The 23,102-nt window shown below is 48.2% G+C and carries 16 protein-coding genes and 3 tRNA genes; 5 read left to right on the top strand and 14 right to left on the bottom strand.

Annotation, left to right across the window (positions count from 1 at the left end):
- Position 1: 1 nt before the first annotated feature.
- From CWE13_RS00170 to dnaQ, 8 genes are all read right to left on the bottom strand, one after another.
- The gene (locus tag CWE13_RS00170; protein ID WP_157980912.1) at positions 2-1,111 is read right to left on the bottom strand and encodes an efflux RND transporter periplasmic adaptor subunit; all 1,110 of its coding nucleotides are present in this window, start codon (positions 1,109-1,111) and stop codon (positions 2-4) included.
- Between the two features lie 295 nt (positions 1,112-1,406).
- Positions 1,407-2,387 carry a tRNA lysidine(34) synthetase TilS gene (tilS, locus tag CWE13_RS00165; protein WP_157980911.1) on the bottom strand — a complete coding sequence of 327 codons (981 nt, stop codon included), beginning with the start codon at positions 2,385-2,387 and terminating at the stop codon, positions 1,407-1,409.
- A 33-nt stretch (positions 2,388-2,420) separates the two neighbouring features.
- Positions 2,421-3,377, bottom strand: coding sequence for an acetyl-CoA carboxylase carboxyl transferase subunit alpha (gene accA / locus CWE13_RS00160; RefSeq protein WP_126805332.1), 957 nt, complete (start codon positions 3,375-3,377; stop codon positions 2,421-2,423).
- Between the two features lie 15 nt (positions 3,378-3,392).
- Complete coding sequence (dnaE, locus tag CWE13_RS00155) at positions 3,393-6,866, bottom strand: DNA polymerase III subunit alpha (RefSeq protein WP_126805331.1); 3,474 nt, start codon at positions 6,864-6,866, stop codon at positions 3,393-3,395.
- A gap of 195 nt (positions 6,867-7,061) precedes the next feature.
- Positions 7,062-7,138: transfer RNA gene (locus CWE13_RS00150), tRNA-Asp, on the bottom strand.
- 59 nt (positions 7,139-7,197) lie between these two features.
- Positions 7,198-7,274: transfer RNA gene (locus CWE13_RS00145), tRNA-Asp, on the bottom strand.
- Positions 7,275-7,298: 24 nt separating this feature from the next.
- Positions 7,299-7,375: transfer RNA gene (locus CWE13_RS00140), tRNA-Asp, on the bottom strand.
- 169 nt (positions 7,376-7,544) lie between these two features.
- On the bottom strand, positions 7,545-8,315 hold the full coding sequence (gene dnaQ / locus CWE13_RS00135) for a DNA polymerase III subunit epsilon (RefSeq protein ID WP_126805330.1): 771 nt from the start codon (positions 8,313-8,315) through the stop codon (positions 7,545-7,547).
- Positions 8,316-8,380: 65 nt separating this feature from the next.
- Here dnaQ and rnhA point away from each other — a divergent pair, with 65 nt between their 5' ends.
- Positions 8,381-8,869, top strand: a complete 489-nt coding sequence (gene rnhA / locus CWE13_RS00130; RefSeq protein ID WP_126805329.1) for a ribonuclease HI — start codon at positions 8,381-8,383, stop codon at positions 8,867-8,869.
- Between the two features lie 19 nt (positions 8,870-8,888).
- Here the strand turns inward: rnhA and CWE13_RS00125 are convergent, their stop codons facing one another.
- Complete coding sequence (locus tag CWE13_RS00125; protein WP_126805328.1) at positions 8,889-9,626, bottom strand: class I SAM-dependent methyltransferase; 738 nt, start codon at positions 9,624-9,626, stop codon at positions 8,889-8,891.
- A 49-nt stretch (positions 9,627-9,675) separates the two neighbouring features.
- On the opposite strand from CWE13_RS00125, the gene gloB reads away from it, so the two are divergent.
- Positions 9,676-10,458, top strand: coding sequence for a hydroxyacylglutathione hydrolase (gene gloB / locus CWE13_RS00120; RefSeq protein ID WP_126805327.1), 783 nt, complete (start codon positions 9,676-9,678; stop codon positions 10,456-10,458).
- A gap of 83 nt (positions 10,459-10,541) precedes the next feature.
- The gene (locus tag CWE13_RS00115) at positions 10,542-12,149 is read left to right on the top strand and encodes a lytic transglycosylase (protein ID WP_126805326.1); all 1,608 of its coding nucleotides are present in this window, start codon (positions 10,542-10,544) and stop codon (positions 12,147-12,149) included.
- A 36-nt stretch (positions 12,150-12,185) separates the two neighbouring features.
- On the opposite strand, the gene ligA is transcribed toward CWE13_RS00115, so the two are convergent.
- The 3 genes from ligA to smc form a co-directional block, all read right to left on the bottom strand.
- Positions 12,186-14,213 carry an NAD-dependent DNA ligase LigA gene (gene ligA / locus CWE13_RS00110; RefSeq protein WP_126805325.1) on the bottom strand — a complete coding sequence of 676 codons (2,028 nt, stop codon included), beginning with the start codon at positions 14,211-14,213 and terminating at the stop codon, positions 12,186-12,188.
- An 18-nt stretch (positions 14,214-14,231) separates the two neighbouring features.
- Positions 14,232-15,236, bottom strand: a complete 1,005-nt coding sequence (zipA, locus tag CWE13_RS00105; protein WP_126805324.1) for a cell division protein ZipA — start codon at positions 15,234-15,236, stop codon at positions 14,232-14,234.
- Between the two features lie 92 nt (positions 15,237-15,328).
- A complete protein-coding gene (gene smc, locus CWE13_RS00100; protein ID WP_126805323.1) occupies positions 15,329-18,829 on the bottom strand; it encodes a chromosome segregation protein SMC in 3,501 nt (1,166 codons plus the stop codon).
- 197 nt (positions 18,830-19,026) lie between these two features.
- Between smc and CWE13_RS00095 the strand changes: the two genes are divergently transcribed.
- Together CWE13_RS00095 and CWE13_RS00090 are read left to right on the top strand one after the other, a co-directional pair.
- The gene (locus CWE13_RS00095; RefSeq protein ID WP_126805322.1) at positions 19,027-19,560 is read left to right on the top strand and encodes a sn-glycerol-3-phosphate transporter; all 534 of its coding nucleotides are present in this window, start codon (positions 19,027-19,029) and stop codon (positions 19,558-19,560) included.
- Positions 19,561-19,720: 160 nt separating this feature from the next.
- Positions 19,721-20,224 carry a hypothetical protein gene (locus CWE13_RS00090; RefSeq protein WP_126805321.1) on the top strand — a complete coding sequence of 168 codons (504 nt, stop codon included), beginning with the start codon at positions 19,721-19,723 and terminating at the stop codon, positions 20,222-20,224.
- A gap of 9 nt (positions 20,225-20,233) precedes the next feature.
- Here the strand turns inward: CWE13_RS00090 and rmuC are convergent, their stop codons facing one another.
- Positions 20,234-21,541, bottom strand: a complete 1,308-nt coding sequence (rmuC, locus tag CWE13_RS00085; RefSeq protein WP_126805320.1) for a DNA recombination protein RmuC — start codon at positions 21,539-21,541, stop codon at positions 20,234-20,236.
- A gap of 3 nt (positions 21,542-21,544) precedes the next feature.
- Positions 21,545-23,056, bottom strand: coding sequence for a fumarate hydratase (locus CWE13_RS00080; protein WP_126805319.1), 1,512 nt, complete (start codon positions 23,054-23,056; stop codon positions 21,545-21,547).
- Between the last annotated feature and the right edge of the window lie 46 nt (positions 23,057-23,102).

The following is a 23,102-nucleotide window of genomic DNA, read 5'->3' as shown; positions in this document are numbered from 1 at the left end:
TTTAACCCTCGTCCGCTGCGGAATCAGCATCCGTGTTTTCTAAATCATCCGGCGTACGAACTTTCATACCATTCAGCGGGTTTTCCAACTGCGTGAGCATTACTTTATCGCCCCGATTTAAACCAGCACTGATATAAGCACTGTTTTGATTGCGGCGATATACTTCTACTGTGCGCTGCTCAAGTATATTTTCATCAGTAATCACCCATACTTGCTGATTACTATTCACGGCATAACGCGGTAACTCGATAAGATCCGCAACCTTAATTCCCTTCACTTCAGCGCGAACAAAGCGGCCAAATGTAAGTGGCTCCGGATGTTGTTGTTCAATACGGTTGTAAGGGTCTTGCACTTGCACAACCGCGAAGGTTACGCGGCGATCCGGATCAACCACCCCTTCAGTACGAACCAATGTTCCCACCCATTCTTGCGAACGGCCGCCAATATTGGCCTGCAAACGCACATCTGGCCCAACAAAATCAGAATCTCTACCGGTAGGCACATTCACTAAGGCTAAATCAAAATCAGAAAGCGGAATGCGAACCTCGGCCACATCAGTTCCGAACAAAGTACCCACATTGGTATTTACCGAAATATACTGGCCAAGATTTACGTTACGAGCCTGCAACACACCAGCAAATGGCGCTTTAATTTCAGTACGTTCAAGGTCGCGTTCGGCTTTTGCTAAACGTGCTTGTGCTGATTGTAAGTTAGCTAATTCACTTGCAATTTGTGGCCGGCGCAAACCTAAATCCGGAATTTCTCCCGCTTCGATAGAACGCCATTCAGCTTCAGCAACTTGCCCACGAGCGCGTTCTTCAGCGAGCGATGCTTGCGCGCGCGCCAAATTGGCTTTTGCCTCTTCATGCGCAGTTTCATAATCAAAGGCATCAATGCGCAGCAAAGGCTCGCCTTCGGCAAAAAAGCCACCAGCAACAAACTTTGGTGAAACCCATGCGATACGGCCTGTTACTTCGGCCGTAATTTGCGTAGCATGCCGCGCGATAACATTCCCTTGGCCCGGAACCGTAAACTGCACTTCAGCGGGCTCAGCCAAATGATATTCTACTAACACAGGTACGCGTTCAGTTGTTTCCTGCGGCGGTGGCATACGCGCCATGCTCATAACTATAAATATAAAAATTGCAGCAACGATGAGGATTATAGGTAGAAAAATGAAACGTTTTTTCATAGCCATTGTGGGAAGGCACCTTGTTTAATTTTTAGCATACTTTCGATCTGTGCTCTTTTATTGAGCACAAACGTTATTAACACGTTATCTATAAACGCATTATCCGCCTATTTATTCCCTTTGTCAGGGCTAAAACCGCTATTGTTTAAACTAATTCCTAATAAAAATGTAACGAACTATTTCATACATTGATTCGCCGCAATTTACATTAGGTTCACCGCTGGTGGGAAAGCACTAGCCACTTTTGCCGACGATGCACCTCAACATCCCCCCACGATACGCGCACTTGCTTGCCACCTTCGCTGCGTTGAATCTGCGTCGTTAATTCGCTCAGAACAGCAAAGCTTGGCATGGGCGCATGATGAAATTGCAGCCACGCGCGCAGTATTGCGCGTTGTCGAATATCGGAAATCTGCCACCACCCTTTCAGGTGCAAGCGACCATCATCTTCTAAACGTGCAGCTAAGTGTTCATGCAATAATTCATCTAACATGGCCGTTTGTTCCGCACACAGCTTAGCAGAGCGCGCTACGGTATCGAGGAATTGCGGCCAGCGTTCGGTTAAACGTGGAATAATTTCGCAGCGTAGAAAGTTACGTTCTATCGTGGTATCGGTGTTGGTATCATCTTCAATCCATTCCACACCATGCGCTTGGGCATATTCATAGATCTGTGCTTTTGTAACCGATAAAAGCGGCCGAAATAAACGCCGGTTGCCGGTAAACGGCGCTTCACTCGCCATCGCCGCTAATCCTTTCGGCCCTGCACCGCGCTTTAGCTGTAACAAAAAGGTTTCCGCTTGGTCGTTGCGGTGCTGGCCCAGCAAAATAACGGCATTATCTTCGGTAAGCTCAGCAATACGCTGATAACGGGCATTTCGCCCCTGTTCTTCTTTACTTAATCGAGTCCCCGAAGGAACAGCGAGAGGTTCAACGATCGCATCAATATCCTTCTGAAGGCACCACGTTCGCAGAAAATCAGCCCATTTAGGCGAATCTGGATGAAAATAATGATCGAGATGGATCGCTAAGTAGGAAAACTCAGGATGCTGTTGCCGATAACGTAAGATAAGATCGAGAATGGTTTGCGAATCAGCGCCGCCCCCTAGGGCGGCCACAATTTGTTGGCCCGGCAATAATTGCAAGCTGTTCATTTGCTTTGCAAAATCAGGATAGAGATCGGTAATGACCGACAATCTGGGCGCCCCGCTAAGCCTTACTACAATGAATTAATTGTAGCCAAACGACATTAATTTTTGATAACGGCGTTCAAGCAACTCTTCTTTTGATAACCCAGATAAGGCATCTAAATCGGCCAAAATGCGTTGCTTAATGCGCGCAGCAGTTTCCGCATAATCGCGATGAGCGCCACCCACAGGCTCTTCAATGATTTCATCAATCAAGCCGAGTTCTAATGAGCTTTGTGCGGTTACACCCATGGCTTCCGCCGCTAAATTCGCTTTCGTAGCACTTTTCCAAAGAATCGAAGCACAACCTTCGGGCGAAATCACCGAATAAGTGCTGTATTGCAACATATTCACTTTATCACCGACACCAATGGCCAAAGCACCACCTGAACCACCTTCACCAATAACGGTACAGAGAATAGGTACGTTCAAACGCGCCATAACTTTCAGGTTGCGGGCAATGGCTTCACTTTGCCCGCGTTCCTCAGCACCAATGCCTGGATAAGCACCTGGCGTATCGATAAAAGTAATAATGGGCATGTTAAAACGTTCAGCCATCTCCATAAGGCGTAACGCTTTGCGATACCCTTCAGGCTTTGGCATACCGAAATTGCGGCGAACTTTTTCTTTGGTTTCCCGGCCTTTTTGCTGGCCAATCACCATGATGGGTTTGCCATCTAAGCGGGCAATACCACCAACAATTGCTTTATCATCAGCAAACGCACGATCACCGGCAAGCTCATCAAATTCCGTGAAGATTAACTTTATGTAATCGAGCGTGTATGGGCGTAACGGATGCCGCGCTAATTGCGCTACCTGCCAGGCTCCGAGGTTGCCATAAATTTTTTCAGTTAATTCAGTGCGCTTTTTTTGCAGCTGCTTTACTTCTTTTTCTAAATCAATATCAAGATCACCTTTCGCGCCTACTGCACGCAACTCATCAATTTGCGCCTGCAGCTCTGCAATCGGTTTTTCAAAGTCTAAAAAATTAAGATTCATCAGTTGCTTCCAAATTTATTCAAAGCTCAGCCGGACATTCTCTTCGCCCAACTGCAATTTTAATTCATATAGCAAATCGTCGCCTGGCTCTATAAACCAATCGGATCCTGCCTCTAGCGACGCCGCGGCGCCTTCAATCTGACAAACAAAGCGAACGGGGCAAGTTCCCCGCGGTGCTTCGCGGATAATTTGAATCACTTGCTGCGGTATTTCGCTGTTTGTAAGTGTAAGCGATAATTCTAAGGCGCGAACGTATTGTGCCCGAGCTTGCTCTAAAGTCATAACTTCACTGGCCGTCATTGTATTGCCCCCAGCGAAAGAATCAAATCGGATCTCTCCTTTCACCCAAAGAATCTGGTCTTTCTCCAGCAACGCTTCATATTGCTCATATTCGCGATTAAACAAACGAATTTCTAAACGAGCGCTTTTATCGTCAAGAGTGAATAACCCCCAACGCTGATTCTTTTTGTTGATCATGGAACGGGTATCAAGCACTAAGCCCGCCACCGATAGCTGTTCGCCTTTGCGCGTGGTACGGATATCAGCCAAGCGACAACTCGTGTAATTCGACAACTCTTTGCGATAACGGTTCACTGGGTGGCCGGTGAGATACAAACCGAGGGTTTCTCGCTCGCCCTCAAGCCACACACCTTCTGGCCAACGTGCTACATGTTCGAATTCATGCTCAATTTTATCCGGTTCAGCGGCTAATACACCAAATAGATCATGTTGCCCCACGGCTTCCGCTTGTGCGTGCTGCTCGGCCTGCCGCATGGCTTTATCTAAACTCGCCATTAAGGTAGCACGGTGTGGCCCTAATGAATCCATAGCGCCCGCTTTTATTAAGCGTTCCATTACCCGACGGTTCAAGCGCTTCAAATCCACACGGCAACAGAAATCAAATAGATCAGTGAAGTGGCCACCTTCTGAACGGGCTTCAATAATCGATTCTATCGGCCCTTCACCAACGCCCTTGATAGCGCCGATGCCGTATACCACTCGCCCTTCAGCATCGACCGTAAACTTATATTGGCCAGCATTAACATCAGGTGGCAGGATCGTGAGCCCCATGCGCTCACACTCATCCACCAAGGTAACGATTTTATCGGTGTTATCCATATCTGCCGACATAACCGCTGCCATAAACTCAGCCGGATAATGCACCTTCATCCATAAGGTTTGATAAGAAACTAATGCATAAGCCGCCGAATGCGATTTGTTAAAGCCGTAGCCCGCGAATTTTTCCACCAAATCAAAGATTTTCATCGCCAATTCAGGGTCAATATTGTTCTCAGCAGCACCTTGGCGGAATACTTCCCGCTGCTTTACCATTTCTTCCGGCTTTTTCTTACCCATGGCTCGGCGTAGTAAATCGGCGCCACCAAGCGAGTAGCCCGCCAATACCTGAGCAATTTGCATCACTTGCTCTTGGTAGAGAATAACCCCGTATGTAGGCTCAAGAATAGGTTTCAGCGTATCGTGCTGATAAGTGGAATCTGGGTATGAAACCGCTTCTTTACCATGCTTCCGATCGATAAAGTTATCCACCATGCCCGATTGCAACGGGCCGGGCCGGAATAGTGCTACTAAGGCGATAATATCTTCAAAGCTATCAGGCCGCAGGCGCTTAATCAGCTCTTTCATACCGCGTGATTCAAGCTGGAAAACCGCCGTAGTATCACCCTTTTTAAGGACCTCAAAACAACGGTTATCGTTAAGCGGAATACCCTCAATCAGAATCGGCTCTTTCCCTTCTTGCTGCCGGCGCGGGTTCACCATATCCAATGCCCATTGAATAATAGTAAGGGTACGCAGCCCCAAGAAATCGAATTTTACTAAGCCCGCTGTTTCTACATCATTCTTATCAAACTGGGTAACTGGGAAACGGCCTTCGGAATCACAATATAACGGCGTAAAATCGGTAATTTTAGTGGGCGCAATAACCACACCACCAGCGTGCTTACCCGCATTACGGGTAACGCCCTCAAGCCGCCGCGCCATATCGATTACTTCGCGAACATCATCATCGCTTTCATACAGTTCCGGTAACCGTGGTTCTTCTACGAATGCTTGTTCCAGTGTCATGCCCGGAGTTGGTGGAATCAACTTAGAAATACGATCAACAAAACCGTAGGGATGACCAAGCACACGGCCAACATCACGCACCACAGCTTTCGCCGCCATGGTGCCGAAGGTAATGATCTGTGATACCGCTTCGCGGCCATACAGCTCAGCCACGTGATCAATAACTTCATCACGGCGATCCATACAAAAATCGACATCAAAATCGGGCATGGATACGCGTTCAGGGTTAAGGAAACGTTCGAAAAGCAAATCAAACTCGAGCGGGTCCAGATCAGTGATTTTCAGTGCATAGGCAACAAGCGAACCCGCACCGGAACCTCGTCCGGGGCCAACTGGAATATTATTGTCTTTACTCCACTGGATAAATTCCATAACGATCAAGAAGTAGCCAGGGAAACCCATGTTATTGATAACTTCAAGTTCGATGGCTAAGCGCTCATCATATTCACCACGGGCGGCTGCGCGTTTTTCTGGATCGGGAAATAGAAACTCAAGGCGCTCTTCTAAGCCTTCTTGCGATTTTTTAACTAAAAATTCTTTTTCAGTGAGCCCGCCAGTAGGAAAGTTCGGCAAAAAGTATTCATTCAAGCGCACACTTACGTTGCAACGGCGAGCAATTTCTACTGTGTTGGCAATAGCTTCGGGGATATCAGCGAACAAAGCCTGCATTTCTTCGCTCGAGCGCAAATATTGCTGCTGGCTATATTTTTTTGGCCGCCGCGGATCAGCAAGGGTGTAGCTATCGTGAATCGCCGCCCGAATTTCATGCGCTTCGAAATCATCTTCTTTAAGGAATACAACTTCGTTTGTTGCTACTACCGGCAATTGCTGCTCAGCGGCGAGTGCAACCGCAGCATGTAAACAGTTTTCTTCTTCAGCGCGGCCGGTACGCACCAGCTCTAAATAAAAACGATCAGGGAAATGAGTTTGGTAAAACGCGACACTACTGTTCAGTGATTTTTGTTGGTTGCGCAGTTGAGCACGGCCAATATCACCATCTTTGCCGCCGGAAAGCAGCAAAATGCCTTCACTCCACTTCGCAAGCCATGCTTGATCGATACAAGGTTTGCCACAGCGATGGCCACGTAAATAGCCTTCAGAGATTAAAATAGTGAGGTTTTTGTAGCCGGTGTCGTTCATGGCCAGTGCTGTGAGGCGGAACGGCTCTTCTGGCCATTCGTCGCTGAGCACATTTAAATCGGCACCAATGATAGGCTTGAGGCCAAGCCCGCGCGATGTTTGGTAGTACCGCACTAAACCACATAAGTTCATTTCGTCGGTTAACGCCATTGCCGGCATACCCAGCTCTGCAACGCGATTGCAGATTGGTTTTACTTTTTGCAGGCCATCTACCATAGAAAAATCACTATGAATTCGCAGATGAACAAATGGCTGTACGCTCATAAACTCCCGCTTTTAGCAGTTTTGGCTTCCCGATTGAACGGACTATTGTGCCCTAATCGTGCGGAGGTGTCACCTAATCAACACGCACAAAAACAGGTAAACGTTTAGGTGGCGAATAATTCGACAATCTACGTTTTTGAAGCATGTTTCAGGGGATAATTTAAAGGTTTGGATCTGCGGGATGAAACAGAGAAGTGGCGGAGCGGACGGGACTCGAACCCGCGACCCCCGGCGTGACAGGCCGGTATTCTAACCAACTGAACTACCGCTCCACACTCTGTTGTACTGACTGTTGCACTAACTTTTGTACTAGCTAGCTATTTATCAAGGTTGGCGGAGCGGACGGGACTCGAACCCGCGACCCCCGGCGTGACAGGCCGGTATTCTAACCAACTGAACTACCGCTCCAAACCTGGATAATAGTGATGAAATTGGCGGAGCGGACGGGACTCGAACCCGCGACCCCCGGCGTGACAGGCCGGTATTCTAACCAACTGAACTACCGCTCCGTTGCCTAAGCATTAATTTTCATCAATGCATATTTCATCTGCATAAAGTTTGCTAATGCACCCTCAACGCGGCGAGGATAATACGAGGCAGACCGCGCGGAGTCAACCCCTTTTTTAACACTTTATTGCTCGATTGCTCAGCTTTAAACCAATTGCTGAAATTTACATCTTAATTTGCTGCAGTTTCGTCCAGTTCCCACAATCGCTTACCACTTTCATTCTGAATTTCTTGCAGATAGTTTTCATGAGCGGCTTGCTCATCAGCACTTGCAGAAATAACTTTTAGAGCTGCCCTATCACTTGCTAAGCGGCGAATTTCTTGCTCTCTACCCTCGGCGGTTTGTTGTGATTGCGCAGGTTGAAACAATTTGCGTTGGCCACCGGTCATCAATAGATAAACGTCGGCAAGAATCTCGGCATCCAACAAAGCCCCATGCAATGTGCGATGGCCGTTTTCTACATCAAAGCGTTTACACAACGCATCAAGGCTATTTCGTTGCCCCGGAAACTGTTGGCGCGCAAAAGAAAGGGTATCAAATACGCTAGCAATATCGGTTACTGTGCCGTGTTGGCTACCTAATAGGCGCAGCTCATTATTCAAGAACCCCACATCAAAGGGCGCGTTGTGAATCACTAATTCAGAGCCCTTAATGAAGGCTAGGAAATCATCTACCACCTGTGCAAATACAGGTTTATCAACCAGAAATTCGTTGGTAATGCCATGCACGCGAATAGCATCTTCTTCCACGAAACGTTCAGGGTTTAAATACACATGGAAGTGATTCCCAGTTAATTTACGGCCAATCATTTCCACACAACCGATTTCAATCACGCGGTGGCCTTGCGCCGGATCGATACCTGTTGTTTCAGTATCCAGCACGATTTGCCGCTTTGTGGTATCGAGCTGCTCCTGATCTTTACGTAAATCAGTGTGTTCCATTATTTGTACCCCTTTGCGCTGGCACGTATACTTGCCGACAGAATTCCTTTTATCTTATAGCATCCATGACCGATAACAAACCAAAGAACGCTACTGTAATCATTTATACCGATGGCTCCTGTTTGGGGAATCCTGGCCCTGGTGGTTACGGTATCGTATTGCAAGCAGGCAAGCATAAAAAAGAGCTAGCGCGCGGCTATCGCCTAACGACAAATAATCGCATGGAGCTTTTAGCGGCTGCGGTTGCACTGGAGAGCTTAACGCGGCCATGTGCCGTTGAACTTTGGACCGATAGTGAATATGTGCGGCAAGGTATTACATCTTGGCTTGCCGGTTGGAAGCGGAATAATTGGCGCACGAGTCAAAAGAAGCCCGTTAAAAACGTCGATTTATGGAAACGTTTAGATGCCGCCCAAGCGCCTCACCAAGTTGCTTGGCACTGGGTAAAAGGCCACGCTGGTAACGCCGGCAATGAGCGTTGCGATGTGCTTGCGCGAGAAGCCGCTACCCACGATGCGAAACATGACGATATCGGGTATCAGCCGGAAGGCTAATGTTGCTTTCGCAGTGATATTATCGTTCGTTTGAATATCGGCGGGCGGCTACGGATTCAGGCCGCATATTACGCTGCCGGCGACGCTCAGTTAGCCGCACAGGCGTAAGCGGCCATTCGCGTTTTCGCGCTACGAGGTAATAGCCAGCTTGCAACCCATTGCAGTTTTGCAACAACCAGCTCCAGCCTTGCTCGGGATCTCTGTGTTTCGACCACGGCACGCCCGCGCCAAAATAACCGAACGCTACTTCTTCAAAATGCATCAATGAAAGCCAATCGCGTACACGCTGAGGGCTGAACATGCGGCTATTCCAAGGCGCGTAATCGCCCGTTCCCGGCACAGCACGAATTAATTGCCCGGGCGAAAATGGGTTGCTGAGTGCTAAAACGAGATGCCCGTCGGCACGCATTACTCGATTTACCTCGCGCAATACCGCGTGTGGATCCGGATGATATTCCAGCACATGCACTAATAAAGCAGCATCAACTGTGTTCTCCGCGAACGGCAACGCATTCAGTTCTGCTCGAACAGCGGCGGTTTTTTCCGGCCCTACGGCATATTGTTCACGAATTCTGCAATTATTTGCTAAACCTGAACTTAAGCCGCCAAGCTGCAACAAATAATGTCCGAAAATCGTTTCCCAATGCGGCTCCAACGCTTTTTCTAAGGCACTACTCCACCACTCGCCATGGCGCATTTGCTGCCAATTTTCGAGTAAAGGTTGCGAATATTCACTGGTTGCCGGTTTTAACCACATAGGTATTCCTTTTATACTGTTACTAAAGCATAACAGGTTGAGGGCAACGATGCGTATAGCACCTATTTCTGCATTTAACGATAATTATATATGGAGCATAAGCACCGAGAAGGCAACCGGTACTGAGCCGATGCCGTGCGTGATTGTTGATCCGGGTGATGCAGTTCCGGTTTTCGAATGGCTGGCCGCCCATAACTATACAATCGCCGCTATTTTAATTACCCATCACCATTACGATCACACCGGTGGTGTAAACGATTTAGTTGAACACTTTCAATGCCCTGTTTATGGCCCCTATTCGAATAAAACCGATGTTATCACGCACCCATTACATGAAGGTGAACAGGTGTCATTGTTAGCGGATAAACTTGTGCTTGAAGTTATTCAATGCCCTGGCCATACCCTTGATCACATTGCCTTTTATGCCGCACCCTACTTGTTTTGTGGTGACACCGTTTTTGCCGCCGGCTGCGGCCGTATGTTCGAGGGAGAGCCCAAGCAATATCTCGAATCACTAGATAAATTAGCCGCATTACCAGCCGATACACAAATATTTTGTGCCCATGAATATACCATCGCCAATTTGCAGTTCGCAGCGGCTGTAGAGCCGAATAATCAAGCAATTGTGCAGCGTTTGCAGGAAGCGAAGGCGTTGCGAGCGAATCATCAACCTACAATCCCTACGGAATTAGCGCGCGAGCATGCTACGAATCCATTTTTACGAACCCATTTGCCATCGGTACAACACGCCGCTGAAGCGCACATAGATAAGCCGCTTACTACGCGAGATGAAGTTTTTGCCTGCATTAGAGAATGGAAAAATAACTTTTAATCGATTATTTTTTGCGCAAAAGCGTTTATTAAGTACAATGGCTCGAGTTTTTACGCTCGCTACTTGAAGAGAACACATACGTTATGAAGAAATTTTTGTTCGCGGCAACAACGATCAGCTTGCTGAGTGGTTGCCAGTTGTTGAGCTCTGAATCCTCTCCCGTTCCACCCGAAGAGCTACCACAATATACCCAAGAAGCTGGCCTTGAACGTTATGCGCTTATTCATCCCGGCGCGCAACCTGCTCCTGTAGTTGATCGCCAATTACCGCCGCAATTACAAGCGGATTTATGGGATCGTGTTCGCTTACAAATGGCATTAGATATTCCGCAACATGAACTTATCGATAGCCACCGCGATTGGTATCTGCGTCACCCTGCATACATTGATCGTGTTGCGCAGCGCGCCGCACCATTTTTACATTTAATCGTAGAAGAAATTGAAAAACGAAATTTACCACTTGAGCTCGTGTTAGTGCCTGTTGTTGAAAGTGCTTACGATACGTTTGCATATTCTCATGGCCGCGCGAGCGGTATCTGGCAATTTATTCCGAGTACTGCCCGGCATTACGGCTTGGGTATCGACTGGTGGTACGATGGCCGCCGTGATGTAATGGCGGCAACCACTACCGCACTGGATTATTTTGATCGTTTGGCAACACTATTTGATGGCGATTGGTTGTTGGCCATGGCAGCCTACAATGGTGGCCAAGGCCGAGTAATGAATGCCGTGCGCCGCAACGAACGTGAAGGTAAGCCTACCGATTTTTGGAGTTTAAGCCTACCTCGGGAAACGCGGAACTACGTACCGAAAATTTTAGCGCTCTCTGAACTCTTACGTGATAGTGAAGATTGGAAAGTAGTGTGGCCTCACCTACCGAATCAGCGCGTTACCGATATTGTGGATGTTGGCCAGCAAATTGATTTAGCGTTAGCCGCGGATATGGCCGGCATGACACTCGAAGAGCTACATCGTTACAACTCGGGTTATAACCGCTGGGCAACCGCACCCGATGGCCCGCATACCCTATTGTTGCCAGTTGAACGGGCAAATCAATTTCGTGCCGCACTCGTTGATTCTGATCCAAGCGATTGGTTAGCTTGGCAACGCCATCAAGTGCGCTCAGGTGAAAGCTTGAGCACGATAGCGCAACGTTACAATACAACCACAGAAACAATTCAGCAGTTCAATGATATTAATGGCTCTTTGATTCGCCAAGGCGAGTATCTGCTCATACCCGTGGCCAGCCAAGCGCTTGAGCGGTATACCTTATCGGCAGAGCAACGTTTAGCTGCGGCGCAAGATAAACCCCAAGGGCAAAGTAAGATTGAACATCGGGTAAAGCGTGGCGATACCTTTTGGGATCTTTCTCGTAAATATAAAGTGTCGGTAGCGAATATCGCGCGTTGGAATAATATGGCGCCGGGCGATATGTTGCGCCCGGGGCAAACGCTAGCCATTTGGCAAACGACCAGCAATACACAAACCGCAAGCACCAGCAATAGCGGTACGCCGGTGATGCGCACTGTGCATTATCAGGTGCGGAATGGCGATTCGTTGGCGCTAATTGCCAGCCGTTTTCGGGTAACCATTGCTGATATCGAACGCTGGAATTCTATTAGCCGTGATCGTTATTTACAGCCCGGACAACGGCTTACCTTGCATGTTGATGTAACCAAGGTCACTTTATAAAAAAGTAACGTTATAAAAAAGCTTCTCCTGCAATCGCTAAGATTGCAGGAGTTCTATCAGCTCAGCTTCCGTTAATACCGGCACGCCTAAGCTTTCAGCTTTAGCCAGTTTTGAACCCGCAGCCTCGCCGGCAAAAACCGCTGTCGTTTTCTTCGATACACTTCCGCTTACTTTCGCCCCAAGAGCCTGCAACTGCGCTTTCGCTTCATCACGAGTAAGCTCGGTAAGGGTTCCGGTTAACACATAGGTGTTGCCTGCCAGTGGTTGTTCCTGCGGCGATTTAACTTCAATTGGCTCCCAACTCACCGCATGTTCGCCGCTAGTAAGGCGCTCGATCACTTCAATATTGTGTGGCTCACGGAAAAAGTTAAATACATGTGCTGCCACAATCACACCAACATCCGGCACTTCCTGCAGCGCTTCTTCGCTTGCATCCATTACTGCTGGTAAATCACCGAAATGTTGGGCTAAGTTTTGTGCAGTTGCTTCACCTACCTCGCGAATACCTAAACTATATAAAAATTTAGGTAACGTTGTTGCCCGGCTTTTATCGAGCGCGGCTACTAAATTCTCTGCCGATTTAACGCCCATGCGCGGCAACGACGCTAGTTCGCGCGCGTTGAGGTGAAATAAATCCGCGGGGTGTTTTACCCACTCGCGTTCTACCAGTTGTTCAACAATTTTATCTCCGAGGCCATCAATATCGAAGGCCTTGCGCGAAGCAAAATGCTTAATCGCTTCTTTGCGTTGAGCGCCACAGAACAAACCGCCGGTACAACGCGCCACAGCCTCGCCCTCAACACGTTCAACCGCCGAATGACACACTGGGCACGCTTCAGGAAAAACAATCGCCTCACCCGCACTGGCTTTCTCAAAAACGCCCACTACTTGCGGTATTACATCGCCCGCGCGCCGAATGGTTACTTTGTCGCCAATACTCACGCCTAAACGCGCAATTTCGTCAGCATTGTGCAGCGTGGCATTCGATACCACCACACCCGCCACTTCAACTGGTTCTAATCGTGCTACCGGGGTAATAGCGCCAGTTCGGCCCACTTGAAAATCAACGCCGAGCAATGTGGTTACTTTTTCTTGCGCCGGGAATTTATAGGCAATTGCCCAACGCGGGGCGCGTGAAACAAACCCGAGCTGCTCTTGTAAATCAATATTATCAAGCTTAAAAACGACACCATCAATTTCATAGGCGAGTTCATCACGTTTACTGAGAATATCGCTGTAATATTCAAAGCACTCTGTATTATTTTTAAGCTCCCTAACTTCAGGGCACACCGGCAAACCCCATTCACGCAACTGCTGTAAACGTTGGTAATGGCTATCATCATCAAGTTGCCGTTCAGGCTGCACCGTACCCATAGCATAGGCGTAAAACGAAAGTGGCCGTTGTGCCGTAATGCGTGAATCAAGCTGCCGTAAACTACCCGCCGCCGCGTTGCGAGGATTCGCAAACACTTTATCGCCATTCGCAAGCGCGGTTTCGTTTAGTTTGGCAAAGCCCGCTAGGGGCATAAACACTTCACCTCGAACTTCCAAACGTTCCGGAAAATCCCCCCGCAAATGCAGTGGAATGGCGCAAATAGTTCGCACATTTGCCGTGATATCTTCGCCAGAATAACCATCACCGCGCGTTGCGCCACGCACCAACAAACCATTTTCATATAACAAGCTTACGGCGAGGCCATCGAGTTTAGGCTCCGCACACCAGCCGAGTGCTTCACTTACATCAGCGCGCTCAGAAACCCGCCGCAAAAATTGCTGCATTTCTTCTTCATCAAAGGCGTTATCAAGCGAGAGCATGGGTACTTCATGAGCCACTTCCTTAAACGCCCCAGAAGGTGGCGCACCTACGCGTTGGGTAGGCGAAGCGTTGGAATGAAGTTCTGGATACTGCTGCTCAATGGCTTGAGCTTCTCGAAATAGACGATCATATTCCGTATCGGGCACTGAGGGGGCGTCAAGTACGTAATATTCATGGTTAAACTGATCTAAACGGTTGCGTAAATCTTGCAACCGCGCAATAACTTCCTGCGATGCACGCTCTGTCATGGAATCTAAAAACCTTTATTAATAATCTTGCCGTAAGCCGGCCAAACGCATACGCCGTTCAAACTCGCGAATTTTCTGATATGTGTGCTGTACCGATTGCTTTGTCATCGGATTGCGATTGCCATCTAGCACGGCGGCGCGCGGCATAGCATCAGCAATTTTATTCGCCGCGTTATACATCATAGTAAACGCTTTGTGGCCATCATATTTCAGTGGCAGGGTCATAAACAACACCACCCCACGGGTATTAAAGTTACCTAAATCATCGAGGTTAAAGGTGCCGGGGTTATACATATTGGCCATTCTAAATAGCAACGGTCCGCGTCCAGTGGGTTGTTCGTAACGGTGGAAAATATCCAGTTCACCAAACTTCATACCCAGCTCAGTAACGGTTTCTAAAAGAGTTGTCCCCTTAATGTCACCGGAAACAAATAAGGTAATCACTTCTTCTTTAGGTGGTTCAACAACTTCTTCGTTTGCTTCCGCTGAAGCCAAATCGATTGGCAATTGTTCAACTTCACTATCGTCACGATTCGCGCGAACTGAGGGTAATTCAGGTTCCGGTTGTGGTTCGTTTTTGGCGTTTTGCATGGGGTTTTCAGCCGCGGTTTCCACGCTTTCTGAATCACGCGCTTGATTGGCATCTACGATATCCGCATCGTCATCGCCCCAGGCTTTTTTCGGTGTTGGCGCTGCAGCTTTTGCCGTTACTTGCTCTGGTTGGTTGCTATCGCTAGTTTTCGCGGTGCGTGCCGGAGGCGCAGGCGGCTCGGTAACTTTGCGCGCTTTTACCTTCCCCACACCTAATTCATCAAACCCTTCATTTGCAAAGGTTTCATCAGAATGAGAATCACTGAGCAAATCACTTTGGCTGCTCTCATATTGCTGGCGTTTTCGCTGCACCGATTCGCGTTTTTTCTCACCCGCTTGGTTGTTCTTCCGCAGTGTCCAAACACCGTGAAGCACCAAGCCAATAATTAAAACAACACCTACCAAAATTAACACTACTCGAAAACTATCCATTGCTGCTTCTACCTATTTTCCGTTGGCGCATGCCTTCGGTTAATTTATCCCAATACCAACACCATATTGGTCGTTAAATTACGATCACTGGCTTAAGCTTCTGCTAGCGCCAATGCTTCCTCTACGTCAACTGCCACTAAACGGGATACGCCGGGCTCTTGCATAGTAACACCTGCTAAGTGCGTTGCCATTTCCATGGCTATTTTATTATGGCTAATATAAATAAACTGCACCGATTCTGACATTTCTTGCACTAAACGGCAAAAGCGGCCAACGTTCACATCATCAAGCGGCGCATCAACCTCATCGAGTAAACAAAACGGGGCCGGATTAAGCCGAAATATGGCAAATACAAGGGCTAACGCCGTAAGTGCTTTTTCGCCCCCCGAGAGCAAATGAATAGTGCTGTTTTTCTTGCCCGGGGGCCGCGCCATGATGGTTACCCCTGTTTCGAGTAAATCATCATCGGTGAGATCTAAATAAGCTTGGCCACCACCAAATACCTTTGGAAATAGCCGTTGTAAATCTTCGTTCACTTGATCATACGTTACCTTAAAGCGCTGCCGTGTTTCACGATCAATTTTTTTGATGGCATCTTCAAGGGTTGTTAGCGATGCTGATAAATCATCATGTTGTGCATCTAAATAGGCCTTTCGTTCACCTTGCACTTCTACCTCTTCAAGCGCTGCTAAATTAATGGCGCCAAGCTGCTGCACTTTTCTTGTAGTATCTTCAAGCCGTTGTTGCCAAAGCTTTTCCTCGGCATCTTCCGGCATATTCTCTAACACAGCCTTCAATGAAATATTCATTTCCTGCAAAGCATCAAGCAACGAATGACCGCGTTCACGTGCTGTTGCAAGCTCTAGCTTACTCCCCTGCACGCGCTCTTGTTGCCGCGTTATTTGCTCCACCACGGCACTTTGACCTTGATTCAATACCGCAAGTTTTTCACTAACGGCGGATAATTGCTCACGCAAATCCTGTAAAACCGCTTCTGTTTCCCCGTGCACCATCAATTGCTGCGCCAAGGATTCTTCTAAATCTTGAGTATCAACCGTAGTATCGCTTTCAACCTGCAAATCAGCAATGCGCTGTACGAGTTGCTCATATTGCTTGTTATTCCGCTCTAACGATTGCTGTAAATGCTGCGTTTGGCTTTGCAATTGGGAATGTGCGAGCTGTGCCTTATGCAGCGCTTGTTGCTTTTGCTGCTGCGCTAATTGCGCTTGCTGCCGCGTTGCTTGCAAGGTTTCGCCATGTTGCAGCCAGCGTTCTTGCTCCGGTTCTTGTGCGGTCAAAAAAGTTTCGAATTCCTCAATGGTGGCTTCAGCCTGCAGCAAACGCTCTGCTTCTTGCTCCACTTGAATAGCTAATTCATCGGCTTCTTCAGTTAATTTCTGCCGCCGCGCTTGTTGCTGCGCTGCATCTCGTAATACCGCTTCCCGGCGTTCGGTTAATCGCACCAGCACCTCACTGGCATCACTCCGCTCGGTACGCAGTAACGCAACGGCCTCGCTATATTCAGCGATTTGCTGTTCCGCTTGTTGCATACTCGCAAATTTATCAGCAAGTGCTTTTTCGCTTACCTGCAACGCCGCTTCACATTCACGGAGTTGCTGTTGCCATGCTAATTCGGAATCGGCTTGTTCTACTGGTTGCAGCTGCCAACCACGGCCAATAACGAGGCCATTTGCCTGCAACACCGCAAAATACTCCGAATTATTCTGTAACAACTGTTGTGCCGCTGCGGCTGACTCGGCCACAGCCATTTGCTGAAGTAAGGCGATGCCTGCTGCGGCTTTCGCTTTTTCATCGCGGCGGGTTGCCAACAACAAAGCGGCTAAGCTTTCGGGCTTTGCTTTCCCGTCGGCGCCATGCTCGCCATCCGCATGATAACAGCTGCTAATAGCCGCGCTTTGCAGATGCTCCGGCAGTTCGGCGTTTACAACCGGTAAGCTCAACCACGGTAAAAGTGCCGTTTCCGCAGCGAGTAACCATTGCTCAGGTAGCGCAAGTAGTTCTCGCAGTAAACCGAGTGATGGCTGTTGGTTTAGCCATGAATCGGCCGCAACCGCCGATTGATTGCGGCTAGAAAGTAGTTGCTGTAACGACGCAATACGTCCTTGTTGCTGTTGCTTTTGCTGTTGCAGCTCATTAACTTCGGCACTAAGCGCTTTTATTTTCTGCTGCGCTTGATCGCGTTGCGCTTCTTGTGCAAACAGAGCTGTTTCCGCCTTTCGCAGCGCTTGCTCTGCGGTTTCAATTTCCGAATTTAATTTATTCTCAGCTTCACTATCCAGCTTCGGTAACTCATCTAACTCTGAGCGAACAACGAGCAAACGCGCCTTTACTCGCTCCGATAATTGTTCAGCCGAACGTGCTTCTGCGCGCGCCAAAGATAATTGTTGTTGTTTTTGATTTAATTCATCACGCCATGTTTGCCACTTCTCTTGCCAACTTTGCTGCGCCAGCTCCGCATCTTCACGCGCTATTTCCGCCATCTGCAATGCTTCTGCGGCTTCCTCTAGCTGCAACTGCAGTTCTGATTCCTGCTCCTGAAGGTTGGTTAAATCATCTCGATCTGCATCAGTTTGCTCGTTTATTTGCTGCTGTTGCGCTTGTAGCGATTCTAACTGGCGTTGTTTTTGCGAATGCATTTGCCGCGTATGCTGAATTTGCTGTTCGAGCTTGGCAATATCAGTGTTCACTTGAAAAAATTGCTGCTGTGCCGCATCAACCTGCTGCTTTAAATCCGATTCTTGTTCTCGCAACTCTACTTGTCCGCGTTCACTGCCACGCTGCTCAGCAACCCAGCGTTGCAACTCGGCTTCTTCTTGCTGAACTTGATGCTCAAGGCGATCACACTGCTGTTGATATTGATTCCACCGCATAGCCTGCAATTGCGCTTTTAAATCACGTTCTTCAGCCTTCAGTGTTTGATAGCGCTTTGCTGCCGCAGCTTGCCGTTGCAATTTCGCCAACTGCTGGCCAAGTTCCTCACGCACATCCGCCAACCGCTCTAAGTTATCGCGCGTGCGCAACATGCGGCTTTCCGTTTCTTTCCGGCGCTCTTTATATCGCGATATTCCCGCCGCCTCTTCGATAAACACGCGAAGCTCTTGCGGCCTCGATTCGATTAAACGAGAAATCATACCTTGTTCAATAATCGCGTAACTACGCGGGCCCAAGCCAGTACCCAAAAACAAATCGGTGATATCACGGCGCCGGCATTTACTGCCATTTAACATGTACAGCGATTGGCTTTCGCGCGTAACAATGCGCTTTACGGAGATTTCATTGAAACTCGCAAACTCACCTTGCACACGGCCAGACGTGTTATCAAAAACCAGTTCCACACTGGCTTGTGATACTGGCTTCCGCGCCTGCGAACCATTAAAGATTACATCGGTCATGGCATCACCGCGTAGGTTCTTCGCCGAGCTTTCGCCCAGCACCCAACGCACCGCATCAATCACGTTTGATTTTCCACAACCGTTTGGCCCAACAATACAGGTCATTTGTTCCGGAAAGGCAACCTTGGTTGGATCGACAAAGGATTTAAAGCCCGCAAGCTTAATGTGTTTTAATCGCATGCTCTCTTTTTCAGGCTCGCGCTGAGCCTTCACCGTTTTGCTACTGTTCGTTAGCATTATTATTGTTTTTTCAATAACTCAGTGTAATTCCTAGTTGCCTCGCCGACAACATCTGAACACGATCCTTACAAGAATATGCTTGCTGATTTGGTTACGAACAGTATGATCAAAGGAGATGTCGGTAATAAAGGTGGTATATGCGCATCATAAAATACGGAATTTATGCAGTATTTATAGGATATTTGGGGTTTCCGGCGGCACAAGCGTCTGAGGTAGACGATTTTCGCTTCCAACTACAAACCTCGATATGGACAACACACTTCAACCCAAAACCTGAGCACAATAACGATCAAAATTTATTGGGCTTTGAGTTTTACGGCAAGCGCCTTCCCGCGAGCCGCTATCAACGCTACAACGATACCTTTGATTATGCGCGGCCATTGGCGGGTGCAGCTTGGTTCCGCAATTCTTTTGGCCAAAAAACGGTATATGCCTACGGTGGTGTGCGGCAAAATCTAATTCGCTACGGCCAAGTACAAACGTATGGCAAGCTTACCGCAGGGTTGATTCACGGCTATCGCGGTGAGTACAAAGATAAAATTCCATTTAACCAACTCGGTATCGCACCCGCGATCCTGCCCATGCTCGGCGCCCAGTACCAACGCAGTTTTGCGGAAGTTACTTTATTTGGTGTATCGGGTGTAATGCTAACGGTAGGGTTAACGTTTTGAGCACGGCAACCTTGCAGTAACGGCGGACCATGGTGGTTTATATATCGATAGAATAAATGTCCGTTAACGCTGAACTGCGCTTTCGGCTCTCCCATCGGTACACTTTTTTTCGCATAATCAACGTGAACTTGAGGCTAATTATTTTACACGGAGGTGAATTATGGCCTGCACTTTTGATTACCAAATACCCGAATACGCAAAGCAAACGGCTAGCGAACGCTATATCCATGAACCCTCACCCGCCCATGGCGATGCCCAATATAATGGCATCGACCACAAGTTTCCCACTGAGCTACAGGGGTTTGTTCTGATTTTTCCTGAGCGCGATCGCGTTTACTGGAGTGCCCAAGCGGCAGCTCTTCACGGCGAACTAGCGAATCAACCGATAGAGTTTAGTTTACGGCAGTTCATGCAATGGTATCTCCCCAGCCAACGGGATCTCTTCGCGCAATCTATTTTTGACGAAGCCAACAATGATGGCTTTCAACTCGACCTTTGTATTGCCCACAGTAATCAACACGTTCGGTATTTGTGTATTCCATTACAGCATCACAACTCGGTAATTTGGGCTGGCTTTGTACGTTCAACTCTAGCGCAGAAAAATAAGATACTCATTGATTTGGCGTTACGGAAGGCTAGGCAAGTTCTCGCAGAGTTGTGTTAAACAAACCGCTTATTCAGAGGATGATGTATCGTCAGGGTCGTCGAGTAATTGGCGATCAATTTTCTTGCTCGGTTGCACGCCAAGCTCGCGGAATTTCTCCACCCGGCTAACCAAGTTACCTTTGCCGGTGGAAAGCTTGCTCATGGCTCCATCAAAGTGTTTTCGGCTAGTATCGAGTGAATTGCCTACTTTTTGCAAATCCTCAACAAAGCCAACAAACTTATCGTAGAGCTTGCCCGCATCTTGGGCAATTTTCTGTGCGTTTTGGTTTTGCTGCTCATACTGCCAAATATTATTCACGGTGCGCAACGCCACCAGCAAGTTGGTTGGGCTAACCAGCATAATATGCTGTTCAAGTGCCTGCCGAATCAGGTTCGGTTCGCGATCAACCGCTAATAAAAAAGCCGGTTCGATGGGAACAAATAACAGCACGTAATCGAGCGTACGCACCCCTTCGAGTTGCTGATAGCTTTTCTTACCTAGATCACGAATGTGATTTCGTAGTGATACAACATGATCATCGAGCGCTTGTGCACGAACATTATCATCATCGGCATTAAAATAGCGCTCATAAGCCGCCAACGATACTTTCGAATCAATAATTACATCTTTATCTTGTGGTAAATGCACGATCACATCTGGGCGATAGCGCTTCCCATCATCGTTCCGATGCTGTGTTTGCGTGGTATATTCGTGCCCTTCACGTAAACCTGATTGCTGCAAAATACGCTCTAAAACCACCTCGCCCCAAGCGCCTTGCTGCCGGCTATCACCTTTTAAAGCACGCGTTAGCGCCTCGGCCTCGGCTGACATTTGCTGATTGAGCTGACGTAAGCTTAGAATTTCTTGCTGTAAGCTGCTGCGCTGCTTAGTTTCATCGCTAAATTGCTGCGCAATTTGCTGACGAAAACCTTCGAGCTGCTTTTGTAATGGGCTTAAAGTGCCCGCTAATGATTTTTCTTGGCGGGCTTCAAGCGCAGCAGTTTTTTGTTCGAAAATTCGATTGGCAAGATTCTCAAATTCCTTTTGCAGGCGTTCTTCACTTTTCTGCAGCAATGCCAGTTTTTCTTGTAAATGCGCCTGTTGTTGCTCCGCACCTACTTTTGCTTTCTCAAGTTCGGTAAACCAATGCTGCGCTTCTTTTTGTTCTTGCTCGAAGCGTTCTTGCAACTGTTGATACGCAAGGCGCTGCCGCTCTAACTCGGATTGCTCGCGAGCCACTGCCCGGCGTAACACCAAAAGGGTGAAAAGCCAGCCAATAAATAAGCCGCCCGCAACTGCAGCGGCTATCCAGAGCAACAACTCAGTTTGCAGCAATGTTTATTTCTCCATTTCCGCAATCTTCACCTGCCAAATAGCGGGGCCTGATGTGTGGGCATTATCACCGTTGCTATCCACGGCAACGGTAACAGGCATATCTTCTACCTCAAATTCATAGATAGCTTCCATACCTAAATCAGCAAAAGCCACGACATCCGCTTTTTTGATAGCTTTGGCAACTAAGTAGGCGGCACCGCCCACAGCCATGAGGTACACAGCTTTATGTTTGGCAATACTATCAACGGTTTTTTGGCCGCGTTCCGCTTTACCAATCATGCCGATAATGCCGGTTTGCTCGAGCATAATATCGGTGAATTTATCCATCCGCGTTGCGGTTGTTGGGCCTGCTGGGCCAACCACTTCGTTGCCCACAGGATCAACCGGCCCTACGTAATAAATAAATTTGTTTTTAAAATCTACTGGCAGTTCTTCGCCGTTATCCAGCATATCTTTGATACGTTTGTGCGCGGCATCACGGCCGGTGAGTAACTTGCCTGAAAGCAGCACAGTTTCGCCCATTTTCCACTCGCGCACATCGGCTGCGGTAAGGGTGTCAAGGTTTACCCGGCGCGCGTTATCACCCACTTCAAAGGTAATATCTGGCCAATCTTCTAGTTTCGGTGGCTGCAGATCTGCAGGGCCTGAGCCATCGAGATGAAAATGCACATGGCGGGTAGCCGCACAATTCGGAATCATGGTTACCGGTTTTGACGCTGCATGGGTAGGTAAGCTATTAATTTTCACATCTACCACAGTGGTTAAACCGCCAAGGCCTTGCGCACCGATGCCAAGATCGTTCACACGGTTGTAGATTTCTAAACGTAATTCTTCTTCTGCGGTTTCTGGCCCGCGAGCGATAAGCTCTTGAATATCAACCGGTTCCATTAGCGCTTCTTTCGCTAACACCGCTGATTTTTCAGCCGTGCCACCAATACCAATCCCTAACATGCCAGGTGGGCACCAGCCCGCCCCCATTTTCGGCAAAGTTTCTACCACCCAATCGGCCACTGAATCGCTCGGATTTAGCATCGCCATTTTGGTTTTATTCTCTGAACCGCCGCCTTTCGCTGCAATCATTACTTCAACTTCACCACCAGCCACCATATCAATATGCACAACTGCTGGCGTGTTATCTTTCGTGTTCTTCCGCGCGCCCGCAGGATCAGAAACGATTGATGCCCGTAATGGGTTTTCAGGATTCAAATAGGCCCGGCGCGTGCCTTCATCAACCATTTGTTGCACGGTTAAATCGGTTTTATCCCATTGTACATCCATGCCTACTTTCACAAAGCAGGTAACGATACCGGTATCTTGGCAAAGCGGACGATGCCCTTGCGCCGACATCCGTGAATTAACCAACATTTGTGCAATCGCATTCTTTGCCGCTTCGCTTTGCTCTTTTTCATAAGCATCTGCGAGGGCATTTACGAAATCTAGGGGGTGGTAATAGGAAATAAACTGGAGTGCATCTTCAATGCTATCAATAAAATCTTGCTGTCGAATTGTCGCCATGCCAAACCTCGTTCGGGCTATTGAATACGGTGCTGAAAATCGTCAC

It is taken from the genome of Aliidiomarina shirensis (assembly GCF_003987345.1).
Classification (GTDB): Bacteria; Pseudomonadota; Gammaproteobacteria; order Enterobacterales; family Alteromonadaceae; genus Aliidiomarina; species Aliidiomarina shirensis.
Note: the sequence above shows the minus strand (reverse complement) of the source record. Positions and strands in the feature narration are given on the sequence as shown.

Excerpts from the sequence above, each read along its gene's own strand:
- CWE13_RS00170 (WP_157980912.1), bottom strand. The coding sequence starts at position 1,111 with ATGCCACCGCCGCAGGAAACAACTGAACGCGTACCTGTGTTAGTAGAA.
- accA (WP_126805332.1), bottom strand. The coding sequence starts at position 3,377 with ATGAATCTTAATTTTTTAGACTTTGAAAAACCGATTGCAGAGCTGCAG.
- dnaE (WP_126805331.1), bottom strand. The coding sequence starts at position 6,866 with ATGAGCGTACAGCCATTTGTTCATCTGCGAATTCATAGTGATTTTTCT.
- dnaQ (WP_126805330.1), bottom strand. The coding sequence starts at position 8,315 with ATGGAACACACTGATTTACGTAAAGATCAGGAGCAGCTCGATACCACA.
- rnhA (WP_126805329.1), top strand. The coding sequence starts at position 8,381 with ATGACCGATAACAAACCAAAGAACGCTACTGTAATCATTTATACCGAT.
- CWE13_RS00125 (WP_126805328.1), bottom strand. The coding sequence starts at position 9,626 with ATGTGGTTAAAACCGGCAACCAGTGAATATTCGCAACCTTTACTCGAA.
- gloB (WP_126805327.1), top strand. The coding sequence starts at position 9,676 with ATGCGTATAGCACCTATTTCTGCATTTAACGATAATTATATATGGAGC.
- CWE13_RS00115 (WP_126805326.1), top strand. The coding sequence starts at position 10,542 with ATGAAGAAATTTTTGTTCGCGGCAACAACGATCAGCTTGCTGAGTGGT.
- ligA (WP_126805325.1), bottom strand. The coding sequence starts at position 14,213 with ATGACAGAGCGTGCATCGCAGGAAGTTATTGCGCGGTTGCAAGATTTA.
- zipA (WP_126805324.1), bottom strand. The coding sequence starts at position 15,236 with ATGGATAGTTTTCGAGTAGTGTTAATTTTGGTAGGTGTTGTTTTAATT.
- smc (WP_126805323.1), bottom strand. The coding sequence starts at position 18,829 with ATGCGATTAAAACACATTAAGCTTGCGGGCTTTAAATCCTTTGTCGAT.
- CWE13_RS00095 (WP_126805322.1), top strand. The coding sequence starts at position 19,027 with ATGCGCATCATAAAATACGGAATTTATGCAGTATTTATAGGATATTTG.
- CWE13_RS00090 (WP_126805321.1), top strand. The coding sequence starts at position 19,721 with ATGGCCTGCACTTTTGATTACCAAATACCCGAATACGCAAAGCAAACG.
- CWE13_RS00080 (WP_126805319.1), bottom strand. The coding sequence starts at position 23,056 with ATGGCGACAATTCGACAGCAAGATTTTATTGATAGCATTGAAGATGCA.